Genomic DNA, 23,074 nt, shown 5'->3' with positions numbered 1-23,074 from the left:
CGATTCCTGATTATGTTGACTCTGGTTTGTTTGGTTTTAGGAGAATCTGCTAGCCATACGGCTACTGCGCAGTCTACGTCTCCGGGGGAATTATCCTTGCCCACCGCACCAAATTTGCCAGCATTGGATACATCAGCTGCGATGGAACTGGCAGTAGGAGAGTCTTATATTCTTGGCGCTGGTGATTATTTACGAATTGACGTATTCAATATTCCCGACTACAGTGGAGAGTTTAAAATATTATCTAGTGGCCGTCTAAATATGCCAATAGTAGGAGCCATTGATGTTGATGGCTTATCTCTACAACAGGCAACAATCCAGATCGAGCAGAGTCTTGAACCCTATGTTCAGCGACCTGTTGTCACCATTAGTGTATTGGAAACTCGCCCTATTCAAATTGCAGTGGCAGGCGAAGTACATCGTCCAGGAGCCTATCGCATTTCTGCCGCCGAGGGCAGTACAACTGGCTCAGTGACCGACATACCAACCCTAACCCAAGCCATTGAACTAGCAGGTGGAATCACCCAACTAGCAGATATTCGCCAGATTGAAGTCCAACGTCGTCTGCCACGCTCACCGGATGCACTGTTATCGAGTATGGCCCCAGTCGGTGACAGCCTGGGCAAGGCAAATCAATCTCAAACTGTTCCAGTCAACCTTTGGAATCTCTTAAAGGAAGGAGATTTAAGTGAAGATCTTCAATTACAAGATGGCGATCGCATTATTATTCCGACCGCCAGTACCCTCAATACGGATGAAATAACTGAATTAGCTACGGCAAGTTTTTCACCTGATGCGATTCCCATCAATGTTGTTGGAGAAGTCGAAGCTCCGGGCAATATTACTGTTCCGCCTAACACTCCCCTTAACCAAGCCATATTGGCGGCGGGAGGATTCAACAATCGGGCTAGACATGGAACGGTAACGTTAGTCCGATTGAATCTTAATGGGACAGTCTCCCAGAGAGAGATCGAAGTTGATTTTGCCCAAGGTATTAATGAAGATACTAATCCATCTTTGCGTCCGAATGATACCGTCATTGTGAAACGTTCTGGCTTAGCTCGTGCGAGTGATGCATTTGGAGCGGTGTTGTCCCCCTTGAGCGTTGGTCTTAATATTCTTCGCCTGTTTGGTTTGTAGTCTGTGCCGGTTTTCTCCAAAATACAGCTTAATAGGTTTAAAAATGAGGCTAATCTTAAGGCCTCATTAGTTCCCTCTAGATAGTGCTGGTTAATTTTTGTTGTCCTTTCTAGAGTATGACTAGTATGAAAATGGCTTTGGTACACGATTATCTGACGCAAAAAGGTGGGGCAGAGCGAGTATTTGAACTCCTTTGTAGACAATTTCCTGATGCTGATATTTATACCTCGTTGTATAGTCCAGAAGATACAATCGATGTTGGAGAACGGCCCGTTTACACGACCAAGCTACAAGCAATTCCAGGTGCCAGCAAAAATTTCAGATTACTTGCACCGTTCTACTTTCCAGCCTTTGAAGCCTTGGATCTAAAAAAATATGATCTGATTATTAGTAGTACAACGAGCTTTGCAAAATCTGTTATAAAACGCCCTGATGCCTATCATGTTTGCTTTTGCCATAACATCACTCGGTTTCTTTGGGATACGCATACCTACATTGATCAGTACAGAAGGTATAAGGCATTAATGCCCATTATTGAGCCAGTTTTTCAAAAACTGAGACAAATTGACCTAACCCATGCCCAAAAACCAGACTTATATATTTCAAATTCAACCGTTGTGGCAGAACGAATTCAGCAGATATATAAACAACCTGCTATTACCGTTAACTATCCAATTGATATAAATCAGTTTGAGTTTTCTGACCAAAAGGAAGATTTTTATCTGGTTTCATCTCGTTTATTAGGTTATAAAAGAGTAGATATTGTGATCGAAGCGTTTAACTGGCTAGGATGGCCGCTGATTATCACAGGTGATGGGCCAGAGAGAGAGAGATTAGAATTAGCTGCTCTGTCGAATATCTCATTTCTTGGGCATGTGAGTGATGAGCAGCGTAGGAGTCTAATGGCACGGGCAAAAGCAGTCATTGTAACTGCCTTAGAAGATTATGGTTTAGTACCCATTGAAGCTAATGCCAGTGGTACTCCTGTTGTTGCCTATGGAGCTGGCGGTGTGTTAGATACCCAAATACCTGGGAAAACCGGGGTCTTTTTCTATCGTCAGTCTCCAGAAGCTTTGTATCGGGCAATGCTTAAGGCCAACAACATTCAATGGAACTATCGCCAAATTCGAGAACATGTTCTGCAGAATTTTACAGAAGATGTTTTCTTTAAAAAGGTTTTAACCATCATTGAAGAAAACTACGGAGAGTATAGAGGTGTTGCCTAAAACCCACTTGTATAGGACTAGGGACAAGCAGGTGCAGCTAATCAATCTGATAGCGAACTAATAGCGAACTGATGGCGAAAAGGATACAAACCCATGCAAACAACACAATTCTCCCCCGCTGTAGAGAAACCGGAGATCGGATATGGTCAGCTTCTGAATATACTGATACGACGTTTTGCCTGGTTTGGAGGGGCGATTGTAGGGACAGTCGGTATTGCGATCGCATTAACCCTAAAAGAAAATCCGGTCTACCAAAGTTCAATGCAGGTACTGGTTGAACCAAACTATCGTCAGACCGTTGATATCACCGCAGGGCAACAAGAAGGGCGACGTTCCTCTTCATCCCAGACAGACTACGCAACTCAACTGAATCTAATGCGAAGTAAATCATTTATTGAGCAAACCGTTAAGAGACTACGTATTGAGTATCCAGAACTCTGTGAGCAGTCAGAAGCCTTATCAGCATGTGCTGACAGACTGCACACAAAATTGACCCTGTCTCAAGTAGCCGAAGGTGATGAAAAAACTGGAATTTTCAAAGCAACCTTTAACGGAGAAGACCCGGTAATTGTTCAATCATTTTTAGAAAAATTAGGTGATGTGTATCTGAGCTACAATGAAGAACAGCAAGAACAGCGCCTTAAACGCGGCTTAGCCTTAGTCAATCAGCAAATCAAAGGTGTTCAGCAAGATCTGGCTGTATCTCGTCAAGCCTTAAAACAGTTTCGTGAAGCAGAAAACTTAATTGATCCAGAACAGCAATCTCTCACAGTTGCTGACTCGCTTAGACAAATAGAGCAAACCAGAATAGATGTTGATACTCAATATCTGGATGTTCAGGCTGAATATAATGCTCTACAAGAGCAACTGCAAGCTGATCCACAGTCAGCTTTAATTGCCTCACGCCTGAGCCAATCGTCTCGTTACCAGCAGCTTCTCAACGCCTTACAAGAGACGGAGTTAGCGCTGGAGCAACGACAATCTCTTTATGCTGAGGCTGATCCGGGTGTTCAGGATCTGATCGCCCAGCGACAGGGACAGATTTCATTGTTGCAGGCGGAAGTTGAACGCTCATTAGGACAAATTCCAGAACAATTTGATCTAAATGAAACCGCATTACTAAAAGAGGGACAATTGGGGGCAATTGATCTAGAGTTAGTCAGCAGCCTTGTACAGGCTAACGTCAGTTTACAGAGCCTCAAGGCTCGAAAAACTGGATTGGAGCAGGCTGCACAACAATTACAGGCTGATCTAGCTAAATTTCCTAGCTTAATTGCAGAATACAATCGGATTCAACCTGAGGCACAAATACAACAGCAGTCATTGGAGCAACTCTTGCAACTTCGTCAAGAATTGAGCAATGAATTAGCTCAGGGTGGATTTAGTTGGGATATTGTTGAACCCTCTCAGCTGGGTGAAAAAATATCACCCCAACCCAAACAAAATCTACTGTTGGGAGTTGTAGCAGGAGTATTTTTGGGCGGGGCATTGGCTTTTAGTCGAGAGGCTATAGATACCGTCGTACGCACATCAGATGAATTAAGAAAACAGGTAGCCTTGCCTCTTTTGGGTGTTATTCCAGAAATACACGAAAGCAGGGTAGGTGCATTGTTTACGATGCTTGATAGCAAGCCAATAATGTCTGATTCACTTACCCTAAACCAAAGTCAGACATTTCGAAATGCTGTTGACTTAATTTATAAGACGATCCAGCTTACGAATAGCCAATCGTTATCTTCATTGCTAGTTACATCAGCCTTAGTGGAGGAAGGCAAGACGACCCTGTCCATAGGGTTAGCCCTCAGTGCAGCACGGGCGCATAAACGCGTATTGCTCATTGACGCTAACTTTCGGAACCCATCACTGCATAAATATTTGGGGTTATTAAACACACAGGGATTATCAACCCAGCTGCATGACAACCTAACCCAATATGATAAAACAACTATTTCTCCTGTCTCATTATCCTATTTAGATGCTAACGTAGATGTATTGCCAGCAGGTTCAGTTTCAGAAGATCCCATGAGACTTTTGAGTTCCTTGCAAATGCAGCAGTTTTTGACAAAAGCTGAAGCAAGCTATGATTTAGTTATTGTTGATGCTCCTGCCATTTCAGGGTTAGCTGATGGATTGCAACTAGCCTCTATGTGCAGCGCTTCGGTTATGGTCAGTCGCTTAGATCGTATTACTCAAGACGATTTGACCCATGCCATAACCATGCTCAATCAGGTTAATACCATCGGCATTGTTGCCAATGGGCATCGAGAAAATTCCCGGCCAGATAGATTATATGAACGCAATGGGGCTGCAAAAGTCTCTAAAGAGCCCGCAATGCTCTGGCGCAGCTAAGGACTGGAACAGTAAAAACTGCATGACAGTTAAAGACTGCACAACTGGGAAGATGAGTCAATTTACACCAAATAAATCGACTCAAGGCAAATTAGTTTTTATGGCAACAGACTAGCTTGAGTGAACTAGGCTTTCTATTAAGAGATTCTTCAGACTTATGACTACATCCACAGTTTTGTTAAAGGCCCCCCTAATTTTCCAAATGCCGCCTAATAAGTGGTCATCTTCTCCCTTTGAAGGTTGCATATTGACCTGGGAAAAGAATGTATTGATTGTGCGACCTCGCTCTTCAGAGTCAGAACCTGAGATGCCTGCTCTGAGAAATAAAACTTGGTTATATGATTGTTTACGCCATTCACCGGTTAAACGCATATATCTTGATCCAGCCCTGGACTCATCAAAGTTTAAGGCCTGGGCAGATATTTGTCATGCCACTAAAAAGCAGATTTATCTAAATGTGCCTTCGGCACCTGATTTACCACAGAATCGCCAACCCATCCTCTGGCGAGTAAAACGGCTGGCAGACTGGTGCGTTGCATTGCTTCTTTGGGTGGTTTTAACGCCACTAATGGGGCTGTTGGCCATAGGGGTACGATTAGATTCCCGAGGACCTATTTTATTTCGTCAGTGGCGTGTAGGTTACCAGGGCAGGCTATTCCAAATCTGTAAGTTTCGCAGTATGGCGACAGATGCAGAAACCCGGCACCATAAAGTGATGACAAACCAGAAAGGGCTACTACATAAACTGGAACACGATCCACGGGTGACAAAAGTGGGACATTGGCTACGAAAGTTTAGTTTGGATGAGCTACCACAGTTGTTAAACGTATTACGAGGAGAGATGACCTTAGTGGGGCCAAGGCCTTGGGCTCTATATGATGCAGTACGCATTGAACCATTACTGCAGCAGCGATTGAGAGCACTACCAGGCATGACAGGGATGTGGCAGGTGACCGCACGATCGAAGTTTTGTGACTTAGCGGCTGTTAATCGGATGGACTTAGACTATCTGAGACAGTGGACATTTAAGGAAGATCTGAAGTTGTTATTAATGACGTTGCCTAAGGTAGTAAATGGCTTTGGTGCGTTCTAAGTTAGTGTTTCATGGTGACTTCGAATGCATGGGTTATGAAAAAACTCTGACTTAAAGGTAATGACTGCTAATGCAGTCATTACCAATCTATAAATAATAGTTTCTCTTACCAGTGCGAGTAGTGTCTTATGAGTTTGCGACAAAAGGCAATCCGGGGAGCAAAGTGGTCTGCCTTAGAAAAATGGGGCGCGCAGCTTGTCTCAATTACAATTTTTCTGTTGTTGGCACGGCTGCTAGGGGCTGAGGCATTTGGGTTAGTGGCCCTGGCGAATGTCTTTATGTATTTTATGCAGATCTTTTTGGATCAAGGATTTGCACAAGCGATTATTCAAAAAGATGAGTTAGAGCCAGAGCACCTAGATACCGCCTTCTGGACCAGTGTGCTAATGGGATTAGTCTTTCTGCTAGCAGTTTTTTCTGGGGCTGGAGTAGTTGCAAACTTCTATAGTGAGCCAGAGCTAGCTCCGATTATTCGATGGATGTCCATCAGCTTTTTGTTTGCAGGACTCAGTAGTGTGCAGTCTGCAATTTTGCAACGCAACATGCAGTTTAAGATTTTTGCAGCCCGTTCTCTAGTTGCAACAGTAGCCTGTGGGATAGCCGGACTAGGTTCTGCCCTCATGGGTTTAGGGATTTGGAGTTTAGTCATAAAGGAGATAGTGTTTGGCTTCACAGGTGCAGTAATGCTATGGAGTTCAAGTGCCTGGAGGCCAAGACTTAGATTTTCGCCTAAGCATTTTAAAGAACTTTTTAGCTATGGCATCAACATCATCGGTTTGAATTTTCTGAGTTTTTTCAATCTTCGTTCAGACGATATGTTGATTGGCTACTTCTTGGGGCCGGTTGCTTTGGGTTACTACAGCGTTGCCTATCGGCTCCTGCTAATTATGATTAAACTATTAACCACAGTAACTACTCAAGTGGCTTTGCCTACATTCTCTCGAATGCAAGAAGATCCAGAGCGCATGAGAAAAACCTTTTATAAAGTTACTCAGTATACAAGTCTAGTCTCATTCCCTGCTTTTATCGGCATGGCAATCTTAGCACCTGAATTGATTCAAGCCCTTTTCGGTGCAGAGTGGATGCCAAGTGTCCCCGTTATGAGGATCTTAGCTTTTAGCGGCATACTACAATCAGTTTATCAGTTTAATGGAACAATTCTACTGTCAATAGGTAAACCTTCGTGGAACTTAGGCTTACAATGTTTAAGTATGCTGTGTAACATTACTGTATTTGTGTTTCTAGTCCATTGGGGAATTGTTGCTGTAGCCATTGGCCTCGTGATTGGAGGCTATGTATTCTCCCCAATACCTTTGCTTTTGATTAAAAAAATTATTCATATCAACTTAGGTAGATATCTATTGCAATTTTTACCTCCCCTAATTTCTTCAGCAGTTATGGCTATAGGGTTATTTGTTATGCGATACACAGTTGAAGACTGGCTGTTAAGTGATACTTTGATTTTAGTGATGGGCGTAGTGTTAGGCAGTTTAGTTTATGTGTTTGCTCTAGCGTCAGTCTCCCCAAAACTCATTAAAGAAATCAGAAATAATCTTTTTCCAATACCTGCTTCATGATAAAGATGGCGGTGATGGCAATAACGACGGTGAATAAACAATGCATTTAGATCTTGAATCAATAAACAATACGCCTCCTAAGGTTTCGATTCTTCTGCCAAGTCTTAATACATTTCCTTTTTTGGCAGAAAGATTGGATACGATTCTAAGCCAGACGCTTAATGACTGGGAACTCGTTGTTGTCGATAGCTACTCGGACGATGGTTCTTGGGAACTTATCCAAACCTATGCCAACAAAGACAGTCGTATCTATGCTACTCAAGCACCGCGTGAAGGCGTCTATGCAGGTATCAATCGCTGTCTTTCTCAAGCTCATGGCGAGTATGTTTATATTGCTACTAGCGATGACACCATGACATCTGACTGTTTGGAGAAAATGGTGGCGGCCTTAGAATCTCAGCCAAACTGCGATATTGCCCATTGCTGTCTTAATATTATTGACGAAACAGGTCAGCAAACCAGAAAACAATGGAATACATGGGATAAAATTAAGTTCTTTGGTGAGTATATTAATCAACAGCATATCCGACTTGCCCCTTATGATGGCATACTCTACTGCGCCCTTGGTACAATGTATTCATCTCTTACTCAGCTCTTGATCCGTCGTAATTTTTTTGAGAAAGTTGGAGATTTCAGGACTGATTTTGGCTCTCATGGGGACTTTGAATGGGGCATTAGAGTCGGCTTAACTTCTAATACTATTCATGTCCCTTACTACCTGGCCACATGGCGAGTTCATTCTAAACAAGCCACTCAAAACGACTTTATTTTCTCTGCTGAGGGGCAAGCCTTGTGGTGCACAATGATTAAATCAGCTATCATGGGTTTGATTGACAAAGCGCTGCTTCAAGAATCTGATTTAGAGATCAGACAGCTAACTTACTGTTATCGATTTAAACAGTTATTATTTGGGCTGGCAGAACGCTCATCTCATCCCATTAAAAAAACTATATTCCTGATTAGGTTTTCTGGTTTATATCCACGTGTTGTTATTCACTACTGCTGGTTTAAGCTGTCTCAGCAACAATTTAATCCAGCTACTTATATTAGAAACTTTCTAGCTGCCCACAACTATGATAGACATCTTGTTCGATCATAAGACTATAGTAACGGTGACTTTTATCGTCTAGAAATAGAGCAAGACTATGAACACTCAATCAACAACCATTTGGCTTCGTGAAAGCTTTCCCTGGATGGGGAGTCACAGTGGCTATGAGAAAGTATGCGATATCCTTGCGACTCAAAAGCCAACAGCCTATCGCACTGTGTATCGACCTAACAAACCCCTACGGGGACTAGCCCGTCGGAGTGTCAGCTATTTTGCAAGGGATATTAAAGGTAGTGATACATATAGTTCTGATAGTACTTATATGGAACTCAACGCGCTTTGTCAGAGCCTCTGGCATCGTTCCAGCTTGATTCATGTTCTCTATGTAGAGCGTATGTTAGGTCTTTTAGCCCAGTGGAAAAGTCGTTTCCGTTATCGTTTAATGGCAACGGCCCATCAGCCCGCTGGGCTCTGGCGGCTGGAGCGCCACAATCCAGAACTGCTGGGTTCCCTGGATGCCCTAATTGTCTTGAGTAGCCGCGAACTCAGTTTCTTTGAAACTTGCCTGCCAGGACGTGTTCACCTGATTCTACATGGGGTTGATACCAAGTTTTTTTGCCCCAGTCCCAGTCCAATCCGAACTGAGATGCCTCGTTTCGTTTTTTCTGGGACTTGGCTAAGAGACTTGGATACTCTATCTCAGGTCATCGAGACAACTTTAGCTCGTGATCCAGGAATTCAATTTGACCTAATTGTACCTGCTAACAAACGTCAACAGCCTCAGTTCTACCGCATTGCACACTATGATCAAGTTCACTGGTGCGGAGGCTTATCTGATGAACAACTCCGAAATGTATATCGACGGGCAAAAGCTTTGGTATTACCACTCTTGGACTGTACTGCTAATAATGCTTTACTCGAAAGTATTGCTTGTGGTCTGCCTATTATCTCGAATGATATAGGAGGCATGCCAGATTATACACGAGACTCATTTTCTACTTTGTTACCACCCAGAGACGTTAATGGGTTTGTTGAAGCTATTTTGACCTTAGCTGAATCTCAAGAGAGTCAGATTAAACAGGGGCAAGCTGCTCGAAAATTTGCTGAAACTCAGCTAGACTGGTCTGCGATCGCAAACCAAACCTTCAACCTATACAAAAAGGTGAATTTTTGAGAAACCTCTTTAGTGCATAGACTATATATATATTTTGATACACCAGAATATGACTTCTTTCTAGGTTGGCTAAAATTATGAAAATTGCGTTTTTTCTGGGCGAGTTTCCAGCAATATCTCAAACTTTTATACTTGATCAGATTGTTGGATTGATTCAACAAGGTCATGAAGTTGATGTTTTTGCAACTACAGTCAGTGATGAAGACACGGTTCATCCAGAAATAAACAAATATAGTTTATTGGAACGGACCTATTATTGGCCTAAGATTCCGCAAAATTATATATTGCGTGCTTTCAAGGGGCTCAAATTGGCCACTCTCAATATATTTCAGAATTCTTTATTAATTCTCAAAAGTCTAAATATCTTTAAGCATGGAAAAAATGCAGCTTCTTTGAGATTGTTATACTTATGCATTCCTTTTATCAATCGTCAGGCTTGTTACGATATTATTCAATGTCACTTTGGCTGGAGTGGTTTACAAGGGATGCATGTCCGAAACATAGGAGCGATTGATGGAAAACTAATTACAACATTTCATGGTTTTGACGTTACCAAAAGTGTGCATGAGTTCGGAGAAAGCGTCTATTCATCCCTTTTCTTAGAGGGAGATCTATTTAGCCCCATCAGCAATTACTGGAAGCAAAAGTTGATCCAGATGGGATGTGATGAGCATAAATTGTTTGTACATCGTATGGGGATAGATTTGAGAAAATTTGCTGCCTCTACTGCTTATAAGCATAAGTCTAAAGAGATAATCCGATTAGTCTCCGTGTCTCGATTAGTGGAGAAGAAAGGTTTGGAATATGCTATACGTGCTATTGCAAAAATATTAAAAGATCGAAAGATTGCTAATATTGAGTACAACATTATTGGCGATGGTGATCTAAGGGATAAATTACAACAATTAATTACTGATCTGAATTTATCGGACTGCATCATTTTGCATGGTCAAAAAAAGTCCAATGATGTTGTTGCACTACTTAATCGGTCGCATGTTTTGCTTGCACCAAGTGTGACAAGTAAAGACGGTGACATGGAAGGAATACCGGTTGTTTTGATGGAAGCAATGGCGATGGAATTACCTGTGATTAGTACCTATCACAGTGGTATTCCTGAGTTGGTTGACGATGGTATTTCTGGTTTTTTAGTACCCGAAAGAGATATCGATAACCTTGCTGATAGAATTTGCTATCTAATGGACCATCCTGATGAGTCAGAAGAAATGGGCAAAGCAGGTAAACTAAAAATTGTCAGAGACTACAATTTAGAACAATTGAATGAACGATTGGAAAAACTATACCAAAAAATACTTTTTGAGCCTTCATTTGAGCTGGCTACAACCCATTGAATTTAGGTTAAATTAGCTTAATTCTATCAACATTCTTGGATACTACAGATTGACATGACGACGCTGATTTTTGGGGAGAATAAAACTGTGACAAAGGTTTCTGTAATAATACCAGCTTATAATTCGATGGCTTTTCTTCCCAAAACATTGAATAGTGTTTTGGGACAGACCTATGCTGATTTTGAGGTTCTGATTATTAATGATGGGAGTACCGATCATATAACTGATTGGGCAGCTGGTCTTACGGATAGTCGAATCAAGCTAATCAATCAAGAAAATCAAGGCTGTGCAACAGCACGCAACGCAGGAGTACTTGCATCGAATGGGCAGTATATTGCCTTTCTTGATGCTGATGATCTTTGGGAGCCAACAAAGCTTGAACAACAGGTTTATATTTTAGATACTTTTCTCAATGTAGGGTTAGTCAACACTTGGATCTCAAATATTGATGATGAGGGTATCTCAATTGGAAAAATCGGAATATCTAATGCTGAAGGACATGTGTGGGAATCGGTGATTGAGGAAAATCCAATCATGTGTGGCAGTACCCCTATGGTTCGGCGTCAATGTTTTGAGTCAGTTGGATTATTTGATCAGAATCTGCGATCTGCAGAAGATTGGGATATGTGGATTCGGATTGCCGAAAAATATGAATTTGCTGTCATAAAAGAGCCCTTAGTTCGTTACAGAATCCATGCCAATAGCAAGTCTCATAATTTACAATTACATTTACAGGGTCGCCTAAAAGTTATAGAAAAGGCATTTCAAAATAGTGAAATAGATGGAACTGCTATGAAAGATAAAGCATATGGGCTTGCCTATCTTTCTGTGGCCTATCGTGCTTTACAAAACTATGATCTTGACGCTGCACATGCCTTAAAGGAAAAATCTCTTCGGTATTATCCTGCTCTTTTTAATTCAAAAGTCTTTCATCGATTAGGACTCATTCTTTTTTTGCGTCGTCGTTTAGGTGACAGACTGTATCAACAATTTATTTCTGGATTCCAGCAGATTTCTAAATTTTCCATATGGCCACAAAATAAGTTAATACAACAGTAATGATAAAAGCCATGTTTAATGCCCCGCTAATTAGCGTAATTATTCCCACCTATAATCGCTTAGACTATTTGAAAGAAGCGATCGCAAGTGTGATCAACCAAACCTATACCAATCTCGAAATCATTGTTTCAGATGACTGCAGTGATGAAAGTCCTCAGCCCATTGTGGAATCGTTTCAAGACCCACGTCTACGCCTACGACGCAATGCTAAAAATGTTGGTATTGGCTTAAATTCAACCTATGCTTTTGCTGAAACCCATGGCAAATACGTTGCTAGTCTTAACGATGATGATCGATGGGACAAAGACTTTTTAGAAAAATTAGTACACCCCTTAGAAGAGAATTCAGAGTTGGTGCTGGCTTTTTGTGACTATTACATTATGGATGACCATGGCCATGTCAATTGGGCGGCTAGTCAAAAGCATAGTAAACGAGAAAAACGGCATAAACTACAGGAAGGCATTTACCAACCTTTTTGGAAAATTGGGTTAGTTGATCAGGCTGTATTTACAGCATCTGCTGCCTTAATTCGTAGAAATGCAGTGTCCTGGGACAAATTGTTTAAAGCAGGTGTATTTTGGGATTATTACCTTGCCTATTTAGGTTGTCGTTCAGGTCAGGGAGCCTATTATTGTTCAGAGCGTTTAGCCTACTATCGGATGCATGCTAAATCTGAAAATATGGTAAGTGGGAGTCGTAATATTCAAGCCAAAATTCGCAAGGGTAAAGCGGCCACATTCTGCCATCAGCAGTTTATGGAAGATGAAAATCTGCGCGATTATCGATCTTATTTTCAGCGAGAATGGGCCCATGCCAGTACGACGTTAGGCATTGGATTTCTGCGCCTGGGACAACCTGTAGAAGCTCGTTTCCATCTGCATCAGTCATGGCGACATCAGAAATTCAGTTTACGCACGTTGATTGCCCTTAGCATGAGTTATTTACCTCAATCTATGGCTCTTTCCTTGGCTCATATGCCTAACCCTGGATTGACAAAGCTGCGATAACAGATGGTGCTCAGCAAAGGGTAACCATTGATTTTAAGGTGGTCACCATTCTAAAGCTGACATGTTTCTAAAGTCTGGCTCCAGCCTCTGACTAAGATTTCCCCGCTTGAGGTAGCACCCTTTATGACTTCTAACAAAATCAGATGATATTGCAAGAGCAACAATTGCACCATTCTTCTAGCCAGGGTACATTTGCTTGGCTTAATTTCCGTCCTGCTTTAGCCTGGACCGGAATGTTGAGCTTAGTCCTAATGGTCGGCTTAGGCATTCTGGCCGGAGCGGGGGGGGGCTTGCGACTGCTCTTTCCGTTGGGGGCGACGGCTGTTGGCGCACTACTTTATGTACGTTATCCCTTGCTCTACATTGGGTTTACTTGGTGGATCTGGTTCCTAACGCCGCTTGTCCGCCGTCTGATTGATCAACAAAGTGGCTGGCAAGATCCTAGCATCGTCTTGTTAGCTCCACCTTTAGTCACTCTGATTTCTGTAGTAACATTGTTCCGTCACCTTCCTATTGTCCATCGTCAGGGAGGAGGCCCCTTTCTCCTATGCTTTGCCAGTGTCTTTTATGGATTTTTAATTGGACTGGTACAAAACCCGTTAGCTGGGACGGTGGTTGCCCTACTAAACTGGTTGCCCCCACTATTGTTTGGGTTTCACTTGTTTGTCCACTGGCGAGAGTATCCTGCCTATCGAAACAATATTCAGTGTACTTTTCTCTGGGGTGTCCTGGTGATGGGGGGGTATGGCGTTTGGCAATACCTCACGGCTCCGGAATGGGATCGTTTCTGGTTAGTGAATGCTGTGGATACGAATGTCTTTGGTTATCCAGAACCATTAGGCATTCGGGTATGGAGCACGATGAATTCTCCTCAGCCCTTTGCTGCTGTCATGATGGCTGGTCTGATTTTACTATTGAGTAATCGAGGTAACCTAAAGTTTGTGGCCACTGGAGCTGGATATCTCTCTTTTTTATTAACCCTGGCTCGCTCCGGTTGGCTGAGTTGGGTAGCTGCGTTAATGTTATATCTCCCCTCACTGAGATCACACCTGCAAGTTCGCTTATTAGTTACACTCATGACGATGGCTTTACTTGTAATCCCATTAGCTTCCATAGAGCCTTTGGCCAGCGAGATTGCGCCACGTTTAGAGTCCCTCTCAAATACCCAGGAGGATGGTAGCTATCAAGCCCGGTTAGACGGCTACAACGAGCTACTGGGTGAGGCCTTGACCCAGGGGATTGGTCAAGGGTTAGGAACAGTGGTGGAAAGTGAGCATTTAGGTAGTAATGATAGTAGTATTTTGACATTCCTGTTTTCCCTGGGATGGATGGGAACAATCCCATATCTCACCGGAATGTTTCTCATTTTCTTTAAGCTTTTTCAGGGGGCTGAAGCCTGCGTTGATCCATTTGCCAGTGCAGCCCGTGCGATCGCATTTGGCATTTTTGCCCAAATTGGTCTTAATGTTGCCATGGTTGGCATTGTTGGCATGGTGCTCTGGGGATTTTTAGGCATGGGTCTAGCGGCATCTCGATATCACGCTCAACTCAAAATCATACATTCACAAACAATCAATGACTCCCTTATCACCCCCGTCTAATCGCTTACAACCCATGATTGTCAGAAAACTGATTAAAAACACAAAATATCGAGCCGGACATATCATGGGACGCCATGAAATCCTGTTTAAGCTGCTCCCATTGTCTGAGAAAAATAAAGAGAAGAAAGTGTCTCCTGAAAAAGATATTTGTATAGAGGGCTTTCCCCGCTCTGCAAATTCATTTTTTTCTAGGGTATTTCAGATGTATAATCCTACAATAAAAGCGGCACATCACATGCATGCCCCCTTGCAAGTGATCAAAGCCATCGAATACGATGTTCCCTGTATTGTCTTAATTCGCAATCCGATCGATGCTATTGCATCGGTCCTAGTCGTTGACCGCAACCTATCTACTCGATTCGCGATTCAAAGCTATATCAATTTTTACGAACGAATTTGGCCAGTACGTAAAAATATTGTCATTTCAGACTTTCAAGATACAACACAGCATCCACATCAAGTTGTCGAGAGAATTAACCAGCGTTACGGTACTTCATTTTATATGGAGCCCATGACATCTGAAGTTAAATTTACTATTTTTAACCAACTTCAGAAAGCTCAAAAAGATCTGAAGCAGCCTGAACATTTAGTGGCTATTCCCACTGAGAAAAAAGCTCGGATTAAGCAAGATGTTCTGAAAGAACTAACTGAGCAGCCTCTCTTGCTAACGGCTAATTTGTTGTATCAGAAATTTTTGGAAAATTAGACCTATGAAATATTGGTTGTCTATCTGGAATCAACGTTGGCAATATTTACTAATATTTTTAGTAAGTACCGTAGTTGCTGGCATTACCGCACTATCTAGTCAATCTCAAAGTCTCTCTGAAACGGCCCACTCTGCTAGTTCATTTGTTGATTCAATCGGTGTCGTTGTCCATCTCAACAGAACCAATAGTGCCTATGGTGAATACGATTCCATTATTAAGCCGAAATTGCAAGAACTAGGTATTCACCACATTCGAGATGGGGTCGCCCTCAATGACACAGTTACCCAGGCAAAGCTTTCGGAGTTAGCGACCCTGGGGATCAAATCTACCCTGGTGATGGATCCCAGGGATCAGGCAACTGCGTCAGTGGCCGTGGATATTGTCAAGGCTATGCCCACATCCGTTGAGGCGGTTGAAGGGCCTAATGAGTGGGATGTTTGGGAAAACTTGACCTATAAAGATCAGCCTTTTCCAGCCGGGGTGAAAATCTTTCAATCTGAGCTGTATGGTGCGATTAAAGGTGATCCAGCAACGGCTCAGATTGATGTGCTTAGTCCGACAGTGGCTCTTTGGGCTAATGCTAGCCAACTGGGGGCAGTTGACTGTGATTATGGGGCCATGCATAGCTATCCTGGCGGTGAACCCCCCACAGCGGGACTAGATTGGCATTGGATCCCAGCTACGCAGCAGATATGTCCTGGCAAATCTTTGATTGCAACTGAGTCTGGATGGCATAATGCCGTCTCTAATAACTCGGGTCAACCCGGTGTATCAGAGGCAGCGGCTGGAAAATATTTTCCTCGACTATGGTTAGAGTATTTTAACCGAGATATCCGCCGAGTCTATCTGAATGAGCTGATTGACAAGTGGAAAAGTTCTGATAAGGAAGGTAACTTTGGTTTACTACGTCAGGATGGTTCTCCGAAACCCGCATTTGAGGCTATTAAAAACTTAGTTACGCTGCTTCAAGATCCAGCCAGTGCATTTTCTCCTGGCACCCTCAGTTATACGATGACTGGAGAAACAACAAATGTTCATCACACCCTACTCCAAAAACAAAATGGACATTTTTATTTGATTTTGTGGCAAGAAGTGCCCAGTTTTGATTTGTCAACCCAGCAAGATATCTCCGTGCCCAATCAAATCGTCACGATCCAACTAGAGACCGCCATCACTGCCGCCAAACTCTATCAACCACTGCAATCAGTGGAATCAACTGCACAATATACCAGCCCCAGGTCACTGGTCTTAAATGTCAATGATGCACCTGCGGTGCTGGAGCTAGTGCCAGCTTAAAACAAAGTTTTTTAGATTTTAATCTTGAGGAGCAAAAATGCAAAAGCCATTTATTAGTTTGTTTATTCCTACTCTCGATGGTGGAGGGGCTGAGCGGGTTATGCTGCACCTGGCCGAGGGATTCGCAGTGCGAGGGTTTGATGTCGATCTGGTGGTTGCCAAGGCTGAGGGAGCTTATTTATCGAAAATTCCAAAAACCATACGATTGGTTAACTTGGATGCAAAGTCGCCTGTGCTTCTGTTTAAGACCCTTGCCCTCAAGCAATACTTAAAACAAGAGCAGCCCAATTTCCTGATCTCTACATTAGATATTTTTAGTTCAGCTATGTGGGCTAAGCGTTTGGCAGGGGTTAGTACTCAAGTTGTGATGTGCGTCCAGACAAACCTTTCCCAGCAATTTCAAGATCGCCACGGTATGCTAATGCAAAAGCTTAAGTGGTCTGTAGTACAACACTTTTATCCTTGGGCTGATGCTATTGTGACAGCGTCAGCCGGTGTAGCTCGCGATCTTGAACAAAATGCCAAGATTCCGATGCAGGAGATGACAGTGATCCATAACCCTGTTGTGACATCGGACTTTGTTGAAAAATCCCAGGAGACGGTGACTCATCCTTGGTTTGCCGAAGGTCAACCTCCGGTTTTATTAGGTGTGGGGCGAATTGTTAAGCAAAAGAGTTTTACCACGTTAGTGCAGGCATTGGCCCTGGTGCGTCAGCATTGTCCAGCTCGATTGATGATTTTGGGGGATGTGGATGGACGTGAGCCTGAGGTTAAACCTGAACTGGATGGGTTAATTGAAACTTTTGGTCTCCAAGATGATGTTCTTTTTCCAGGGTTTGTCGAGAACCCCTATGCCTATATGGCCAAGGCCGATGTGTTTGTTTTATCCTCCATTTATGAGGGATTTGGGAATGTAGTTGCCGAAGCGATCGCAACTGGCACACCGGTTGTCTCAACTGACTGTGAAAGTGGGCCCGCAGAAATTTTAAACCAGGGCCAATATGGCAAACTGGTGCCGGTCGGTGACCATGAAGCTATGGCTGAGGCTATTGTTTCAACGCTAAATAACCCCATGGATGCGGCGGTGCTTAGGGTGCGATCGCAAGCCTTCACCATCGATTGTATTGTTCAACAATATTTAGATGTATTGAATGGGTTACAAGCCATCCAGCCCTCCACTCAACCTTCCACGGTAGGGGTAATATAATGCGAGTCTTACATATCCTCAACCATATTCAAAAAATAGGGAATGGGATTGTCAATGTTGCCGTCGATTTAGCCTGCCTTCAGGCCCAGGCCGGCTATGACGTCAGTGTTATGTCTGGCGGTGGTGACTATGAGACGCTGTTAGCCGACCATGGGGTGACCCATTTTCAGGTAAGCCAGACCCGGACCTGGCCTAATTTAGCTCGGGTTGTTGTCCAGTATCGTGCGATTATTCAGCAGATACAGCCGGATATCGTCCATGCCCATATGATGACAGGGGCGCTGCTGGCCCGCAGCCTGAAACTTTGGAATCAGTACGGCCTAGTCACCACCGTGCACAATGAGTTTCAAGCAAGTGCCAATCTAATGGGATTGGCCGATCGTGTGATCGCAGTGAGCCAGGCCGTATCTCAGTCCATGCAACAACGGGGCATTCCCCAGAAAAAGTTGCGAGTGGTCACGAACGGCACCCTTGATAGCCCTCGGGCAGGTTCTCCCAAAGACTGTCTGCCTGTTTTTTTACAGCGTCCGGCCATCACGACGGTGGCAGGAATGAATTCACGCAAGGGCATTACTGAGCTGATCACCGCCTTTGAACGCGTTGCCCTAGATTGTCCAGAAGCCCATCTTTACCTAGTCGGTCATGGTCCAGATAAAGAGAAATTTCAGACCCAAGCTCACCAGACCCGAGTCGCTGATCGGATTCATTTTGAAGGATTCCAGTCCGATCCTCGGGCCTATTTGTTGTCCACAGATGTGTTTGTCTTAGCATCCCATCGAGAGCCTTTCGGCTTGGCTATTTCAGAAGCACGAGAAGCGGGGTGCGCCATTGTAGCCAGCCGTGTGGATGGTATTCCTGAAGTTTTAGAACAGGGAAGAGCAGGGCTGTTAGTCCCACCGGGAGATAGTCAAGCCTTAGCCATTACCATTACAGATCTACTCCAGAATTCTACCAAACTAAATTATTGGAAAGAACAGGCTCAAAAAAATCTCGACTGGCTTAACGTAACCCGTGTTGCCAATGAAACCCTGCAAGTATACGGTGAACTGAAGCCAAATTGCCTAACAATTTAGGTCTCTCTATGAAATCTGCTACTAAAACTATCAAACAATCCTCTCAAAAACTGGAACTATTAGAAAGTCTGAGAGGTATCGCGGCCCTACTGATCGTCGCCTTTCATGGGACAGAGCTATTCAGACTCAAATTTAATCAACCCTTTTTACTGTCTTTATTTGAATTTGGAGACTCGGGTGTAGATTTCTTTTTTGTCTTAAGTGGTTTCTTGTTGGCCTTGACCAGCTTTAAATATATTGGGCATCAAAATTCAGCAAAAGAATTTTTAATCAAGCGCTGTGAGCGGATTTATCCATTTTACTGGTTTGTGAGCCTTTGCATTATTCCAGTTTATTTTTTAGTACCATCCTTTGGTAAAGGATATGAGACAGATATTACCGTCATCATTAAGTCGTTACTGCTGATTCCCCAAGAGCATGCTCCTATTATTTCCGCGGCCTGGTTCCTGAGTCACCTAGTATTTTTCTATTTTGTGTTTGCCTTAGTGATTTTCATCCCTAAAGTAGCGTCTAAACTTGTATTAGCTGGACTCTCAATATCGGCATTTGTGGCACTAGGTGATATTTTCTCAGGATTTCAGCTTTGGGATAAAACTCACTTTCTAATCAATTTTACTTTTTCTTACTACAATCTTGAATTTTTAGCAGGGTGTCTGCTAGGAACTATCTTTAAAACAAATCAGCTTAAAAAATCTGTCAGCCTAAGCATGTTAGTGGTGGGCTGCTTAGCTTTTTGCCTATCAGGATTATTAGAGGTGTATGTTTTGCAGATCAGTGCTGAGACCACTGGCTTTTCTCACTACTATGAATTTATGACCTATGGCCTATCGTCAATACTCATTATTGGTGGGGCTGCTTTCTTAGAAAAGAGTTATAGGATATCAATAAATCGATGGTTTGTAATGCTTGGGGCGGCTGCTTTTTCCATTTATTTAACCCACTATCCAATCCTGTCAATTTTCACAAAAGCTATGCAGGTTGCCGGTCTCAATCGAACTAGCTATTATACAGTCGGCATGGTATTAGCCTGTGTAATGACTGTTCTGATTGGGGCGCTTGCCCATGTCTATGTTGAGAAGAGAGTCGCTGCAATGTTTAGAAATCGTCTAACGTATAAAAAAGCATGAAGATTTTATTTCTCGATCAGAGTGGTAAGTTGGGTGGGGCTGAACTTTGTTTAGCTGATATTGCCCAGCAGTTTCATGCAACGAGCCTGGTGGGTGTCTTTGCTGAGGGTTCTTTTCCAGAATATCTGCGCAAACGCAATATTCCTGTTAAAATCCTCACTCAGCAGACCCTCCAAGTACAAAAAAACAGTGGTTTCCTGGCCGGACTTAAAAGTTTAAACCGGCTAATTCCCCTGATCACCACAGTTGCTCAACTGAGTAAACAGTACGATTTGCTGTATGCAAACACCCAAAAAGCCTTAGTTGTTGGGGCGCTGGCCAGTTTGTTGAGTCGTCGCCCCCTGGTCTATCATCTCCACGATATTGTTTCCCCTGATCATTTCAGTACCGTTAATCGCCGCATTATTATTACCTTGGCCAATCGAGCCGCCTTGGTTATTGCCAACTCACAAGCAAGTCGTGAGGCTTTTATTCAAGCGGGTGGGCATGGGGATAAAGTGCATGTGATTTACAACGGATTTAACCTAGAAAATTATCTCCATTGCGCTAACCAGCGAGAGCATTTACAAGCTGAGCTAGTCTCCATACTACCTCAGCTAGAAGATCGCACACCTCCATTTATTGTTGGCCATTTTAGTCGTCTATCTCCCTGGAAAGGGCAGGATGTATTGATCGAGGCACTGCAATATTGTCCGCATAATGTGACAGCCCTATTGGTTGGGGATGCCCTATTTGGTGAGCAGGCCTATGGACAACAATTACATCAACAGATTAAGTCACTGAACCTGGAGCACCGAGTTAAGTTTTTAGGGTTTCGGTCTGATATTCCACAACTCATGACCGCCTGTGATTTAGTTACCCATACCTCTACGGCGCCTGAACCCTTTGGCCGTGTCATTGTGGAAGCGATGCTGTGTGGTACACCCGTGGTAGCGGCGGCAGCAGGTGGAGCGGTGGAGCTGATTGATCATGGGCAGACAGGTTGGTTGACTCCCCCTGGAGATGCTAAAAAATTAGCTGACATAATCAATACTTGTCAGCAGCAGGCAAGCCAGTCAAAAGCAATTGCCCAAAAAGCTCAACAGCGAGCTATACAGAGTTTTAATTTAGCCGCTACTAATTTGCAAATTTCACAGTTGCTCAGCAGGATTAGCAACTGTGAAATCAACAACATTAGAAATCCATCTTGAATGGCTATATCCCAGGCAATAAAAGCGTTTTAGCTTTGAGATAGATGCAAGTTTACAGGTCGGCTAAGTCCAGGGAATCCATTGAACTAAAGAACGTCATCAGCCGCTGTCTGATTTTAGCAGCGCCCCCTGCCACATTTGACTCAATATTTAAAGGCAGCACAGGATCATGGAGAGAAAGCCTTAATAGGAACCAACCGTCCTCTGCAGCAGATGAACAAGCCACCCGTACCCCCTCATAGTTGTTCGGGACCAACGACCAGTCCGACTGTTGATCAACAAACGTTTTGAGATGTGAAATCACACTTTCACCATAGGTCTTAAACTCATCTACTTCAATTTTTATCCGAATTTCTTGACTCTCTTGGGGTTCTTTGAGAGCGGCAATCAGGTCCGTTAGCGATTGTCCTGTTTGTTTAGCCTTAGCCAGTTCAATCAACAACTTACTCACCAAGTAGGCCCCATCGTCTAGGAAATAGTTTTCCCGCATGGCCCCATGGCCAGAGGTTTCAATCGCCAACCAGGATTCTTCTCCGGTTTGATTAAGGTGCACAGCTTCGGTGATGACATTTTTATAGCCGCGATTAAAGCGGTGGTGTTTGCCCTGTAAATCCTGCTCAATAAATTGAGTCAGGCCATCGGAGGTAATGGAGTCGGTAACAATGGTGGACCCAGGATGTTCCTGCAACACAATGGCCGAAATCAGCGCAATCAGACGATTGCGGTTCAGTTCCTGGCCCCGATGATCCACCGCAGCTGAGCGGTCCACATCCGTATCAAAAATGATCCCAAAGTCAGCCTTATGGGTTAGTACAGCCTGGCAAATAGACGCCATGGCATCGGGGTTTTCAGGGTTAGGGATGTGGTTGGGGAACATGCCATCGGGGTCTAGGAACTGGCTACCGGTGGTATCGGCCCCTAAGGGTTCGAGCACTTTACTGGCGTAGAACCCTCCGGCCCCATTACCGGCATCGACGATAATTTTCAGTCCCTGGAGGGGATGATCAAAGTTCTCTCCATAGTTGACAGCGGTACGGATTTTCTCCACTAGCTGGTTGGCATAGACAGAGATAAAGTCTCGGGCAGTTATGACTCCAGCAGTGGCAGCCATGGAAAAGTCATTTTTCTCCGCGAGGGTCAGAATTTCGGTAATATCTGGTTTACCCAGGCCACCTTGGGCGGTGAAAAACTTCAGGCCATTGCGATTAAAGGGCAGGTGACTGGCGGTCATCATGATCGCCCCATCGCAGTCAAAACCGGGGGTGACGGTACTCATGAACATGGCGGGTGTGGAAGCCATGGCAACGTCATAGACCTGAGCGCCGAGGCTGGCCATGCCGTCCATCACATTTTGCATGAGGACGGGGCCAGAGACCCGACTATCACGACCGACGGCGAGCTGTAGAGCTGTGGTAGGTTTATTGAGTTTGGTGGCTAGCCAGGTGGTGAAGGCTTGGCCTAGGCGCAGGGCAATTTCTGGGGTGAGGTTGACGGGTTCGTTGGGGACGCCGTCGATGGCAACACCACGGATATCCGAGCCATTTTGAAGTTTTTTCCAGTTGAAATCTTGCATGGTGATGGGGGGATCAAATGGGGTTGGAGTGGGGTCATTTTGAGTATGCCTGGTGCCATAGACAATTCGAGAAATTCACTGTTTTTGTTAAGCAGTAGCGTTCTCTGGCTAAAGTTCTCTAGGGTGATTACAACAAAACCGGCTGAATTTTCGTAACTACTCAGGCTTAAAAAATTAGAGAGTTTTCCCAGGTTACAGAGATTATCAGCTAGCGTAATCCAAATATAGGAATTGGTAACCTCCTTGAGCAAGCCCAAGGGTCGCATCAAACTCAGTGA

18 protein-coding genes are annotated in these 23,074 nt (G+C 43.7%); 17 read left to right on the top strand and 1 reads right to left on the bottom strand.

Translation table 11 applies throughout. The features are described from left to right. The first annotated feature begins 12 nt into the window (after positions 1–12). The 17 genes from VB741_RS18250 (at position 13) to VB741_RS18170 (ending at position 21,223) form a co-directional block, all read left to right on the top strand. Entirely contained in the window at positions 13–1,140 is a 1,128-nt protein-coding gene (locus VB741_RS18250) for an SLBB domain-containing protein (RefSeq protein WP_323366626.1), read from the top strand. A 125-nt stretch (positions 1,141–1,265) separates the two neighbouring features. Then, complete coding sequence (locus VB741_RS18245) at positions 1,266–2,366, top strand: glycosyltransferase (RefSeq protein WP_323366625.1); 1,101 nt, start codon at positions 1,266–1,268, stop codon at positions 2,364–2,366. Positions 2,367–2,459: 93 nt separating this feature from the next. Next, a complete protein-coding gene (locus VB741_RS18240) occupies positions 2,460–4,715 on the top strand; it encodes a GumC family protein (RefSeq protein ID WP_323366624.1) in 2,256 nt (751 codons plus the stop codon). Positions 4,716–4,872: 157 nt separating this feature from the next. After that, entirely contained in the window at positions 4,873–5,808 is a 936-nt protein-coding gene (gene hepC, locus VB741_RS18235) for a heterocyst development glycosyltransferase HepC (RefSeq protein ID WP_323366623.1), read from the top strand. Between the two features lie 128 nt (positions 5,809–5,936). Further along, a complete protein-coding gene (locus VB741_RS18230; protein ID WP_323366622.1) occupies positions 5,937–7,385 on the top strand; it encodes an MOP flippase family protein in 1,449 nt (482 codons plus the stop codon). Positions 7,386–7,425: 40 nt separating this feature from the next. Further along, positions 7,426–8,484: a glycosyltransferase family 2 protein gene (locus VB741_RS18225; protein ID WP_323366621.1), complete on the top strand. Its 1,059-nt coding sequence runs from the start codon at positions 7,426–7,428 to the stop codon at positions 8,482–8,484. Between the two features lie 46 nt (positions 8,485–8,530). Further along, entirely contained in the window at positions 8,531–9,607 is a 1,077-nt protein-coding gene (locus VB741_RS18220; RefSeq protein ID WP_323366620.1) for a glycosyltransferase family 4 protein, read from the top strand. A gap of 77 nt (positions 9,608–9,684) precedes the next feature. Next, positions 9,685–10,956, top strand: a complete 1,272-nt coding sequence (locus tag VB741_RS18215; protein WP_323366619.1) for a glycosyltransferase — start codon at positions 9,685–9,687, stop codon at positions 10,954–10,956. A gap of 54 nt (positions 10,957–11,010) precedes the next feature. Continuing rightward, complete coding sequence (locus VB741_RS18210; RefSeq protein ID WP_323366618.1) at positions 11,011–12,015, top strand: glycosyltransferase family 2 protein; 1,005 nt, start codon at positions 11,011–11,013, stop codon at positions 12,013–12,015. After that, a complete protein-coding gene (locus VB741_RS18205; protein ID WP_323366617.1) occupies positions 12,015–13,022 on the top strand; it encodes a glycosyltransferase family 2 protein in 1,008 nt (335 codons plus the stop codon). The genes VB741_RS18210 and VB741_RS18205 overlap by 1 nt, the downstream gene beginning before the upstream one ends. A 233-nt stretch (positions 13,023–13,255) precedes the next feature. Beyond that, positions 13,256–14,623: an O-antigen ligase domain-containing protein gene (locus VB741_RS18200; RefSeq protein ID WP_323366616.1), complete on the top strand. Its 1,368-nt coding sequence runs from the start codon at positions 13,256–13,258 to the stop codon at positions 14,621–14,623. Between the two features lie 13 nt (positions 14,624–14,636). After that, on the top strand, positions 14,637–15,329 hold the full coding sequence (locus VB741_RS18195; RefSeq protein ID WP_323366615.1) for a hypothetical protein: 693 nt from the start codon (positions 14,637–14,639) through the stop codon (positions 15,327–15,329). A 4-nt stretch (positions 15,330–15,333) separates the two neighbouring features. Then, the gene (locus VB741_RS18190) at positions 15,334–16,626 is read left to right on the top strand and encodes a hypothetical protein (protein WP_323366614.1); all 1,293 of its coding nucleotides are present in this window, start codon (positions 15,334–15,336) and stop codon (positions 16,624–16,626) included. Between the two features lie 37 nt (positions 16,627–16,663). Further along, the gene (locus VB741_RS18185) at positions 16,664–17,833 is read left to right on the top strand and encodes a glycosyltransferase (RefSeq protein ID WP_323366613.1); all 1,170 of its coding nucleotides are present in this window, start codon (positions 16,664–16,666) and stop codon (positions 17,831–17,833) included. Next, a complete protein-coding gene (locus tag VB741_RS18180; RefSeq protein WP_323366612.1) occupies positions 17,833–18,906 on the top strand; it encodes a glycosyltransferase family 4 protein in 1,074 nt (357 codons plus the stop codon). Before VB741_RS18185 ends, VB741_RS18180 begins: the two co-directional genes overlap by 1 nt. 8 nt (positions 18,907–18,914) lie before the next feature. Beyond that, on the top strand, positions 18,915–20,033 hold the full coding sequence (locus VB741_RS18175; protein WP_323366611.1) for an acyltransferase family protein: 1,119 nt from the start codon (positions 18,915–18,917) through the stop codon (positions 20,031–20,033). Then, positions 20,030–21,223: a glycosyltransferase gene (locus VB741_RS18170; RefSeq protein ID WP_323366610.1), complete on the top strand. Its 1,194-nt coding sequence runs from the start codon at positions 20,030–20,032 to the stop codon at positions 21,221–21,223. Before VB741_RS18175 ends, VB741_RS18170 begins: the two co-directional genes overlap by 4 nt. A 52-nt stretch (positions 21,224–21,275) precedes the next feature. Here VB741_RS18170 and VB741_RS18165 read toward each other — a convergent pair whose 3' ends face one another. Further along, complete coding sequence (locus tag VB741_RS18165) at positions 21,276–22,796, bottom strand: phosphomannomutase/phosphoglucomutase (protein ID WP_323366609.1); 1,521 nt, start codon at positions 22,794–22,796, stop codon at positions 21,276–21,278. Positions 22,797–23,074 lie beyond the last annotated feature (278 nt).

This window comes from Leptothoe sp. PORK10 BA2 (assembly GCF_034932105.1).
Classification (GTDB): Bacteria; Cyanobacteriota; Cyanobacteriia; order Phormidesmidales; family Phormidesmidaceae; genus Leptothoe.
This window is presented reverse-complemented; position numbering and strand designations above follow the sequence as displayed.

What these genes read in the sequence shown, in the direction of transcription:
- VB741_RS18250 (WP_323366626.1), top strand. Translation starts at nt 13, where the DNA reads ATGTTGACTCTGGTTTGTTTGGTTTTAGGAGAATCTGCTAGCCATACG.
- VB741_RS18245 (WP_323366625.1), top strand. Translation starts at nt 1,266, where the DNA reads ATGAAAATGGCTTTGGTACACGATTATCTGACGCAAAAAGGTGGGGCA.
- VB741_RS18240 (WP_323366624.1), top strand. Translation starts at nt 2,460, where the DNA reads ATGCAAACAACACAATTCTCCCCCGCTGTAGAGAAACCGGAGATCGGA.
- hepC (WP_323366623.1), top strand. Translation starts at nt 4,873, where the DNA reads ATGACTACATCCACAGTTTTGTTAAAGGCCCCCCTAATTTTCCAAATG.
- VB741_RS18230 (WP_323366622.1), top strand. Translation starts at nt 5,937, where the DNA reads ATGAGTTTGCGACAAAAGGCAATCCGGGGAGCAAAGTGGTCTGCCTTA.
- VB741_RS18225 (WP_323366621.1), top strand. Translation starts at nt 7,426, where the DNA reads ATGCATTTAGATCTTGAATCAATAAACAATACGCCTCCTAAGGTTTCG.
- VB741_RS18220 (WP_323366620.1), top strand. Translation starts at nt 8,531, where the DNA reads ATGAACACTCAATCAACAACCATTTGGCTTCGTGAAAGCTTTCCCTGG.
- VB741_RS18215 (WP_323366619.1), top strand. Translation starts at nt 9,685, where the DNA reads ATGAAAATTGCGTTTTTTCTGGGCGAGTTTCCAGCAATATCTCAAACT.
- VB741_RS18210 (WP_323366618.1), top strand. Translation starts at nt 11,011, where the DNA reads ATGACGACGCTGATTTTTGGGGAGAATAAAACTGTGACAAAGGTTTCT.
- VB741_RS18205 (WP_323366617.1), top strand. Translation starts at nt 12,015, where the DNA reads ATGATAAAAGCCATGTTTAATGCCCCGCTAATTAGCGTAATTATTCCC.
- VB741_RS18200 (WP_323366616.1), top strand. Translation starts at nt 13,256, where the DNA reads ATGTTGAGCTTAGTCCTAATGGTCGGCTTAGGCATTCTGGCCGGAGCG.
- VB741_RS18195 (WP_323366615.1), top strand. Translation starts at nt 14,637, where the DNA reads ATGATTGTCAGAAAACTGATTAAAAACACAAAATATCGAGCCGGACAT.
- VB741_RS18190 (WP_323366614.1), top strand. Translation starts at nt 15,334, where the DNA reads ATGAAATATTGGTTGTCTATCTGGAATCAACGTTGGCAATATTTACTA.
- VB741_RS18185 (WP_323366613.1), top strand. Translation starts at nt 16,664, where the DNA reads ATGCAAAAGCCATTTATTAGTTTGTTTATTCCTACTCTCGATGGTGGA.
- VB741_RS18180 (WP_323366612.1), top strand. Translation starts at nt 17,833, where the DNA reads ATGCGAGTCTTACATATCCTCAACCATATTCAAAAAATAGGGAATGGG.
- VB741_RS18175 (WP_323366611.1), top strand. Translation starts at nt 18,915, where the DNA reads ATGAAATCTGCTACTAAAACTATCAAACAATCCTCTCAAAAACTGGAA.
- VB741_RS18170 (WP_323366610.1), top strand. Translation starts at nt 20,030, where the DNA reads ATGAAGATTTTATTTCTCGATCAGAGTGGTAAGTTGGGTGGGGCTGAA.
- VB741_RS18165 (WP_323366609.1), bottom strand. Translation starts at nt 22,796, where the DNA reads ATGCAAGATTTCAACTGGAAAAAACTTCAAAATGGCTCGGATATCCGT.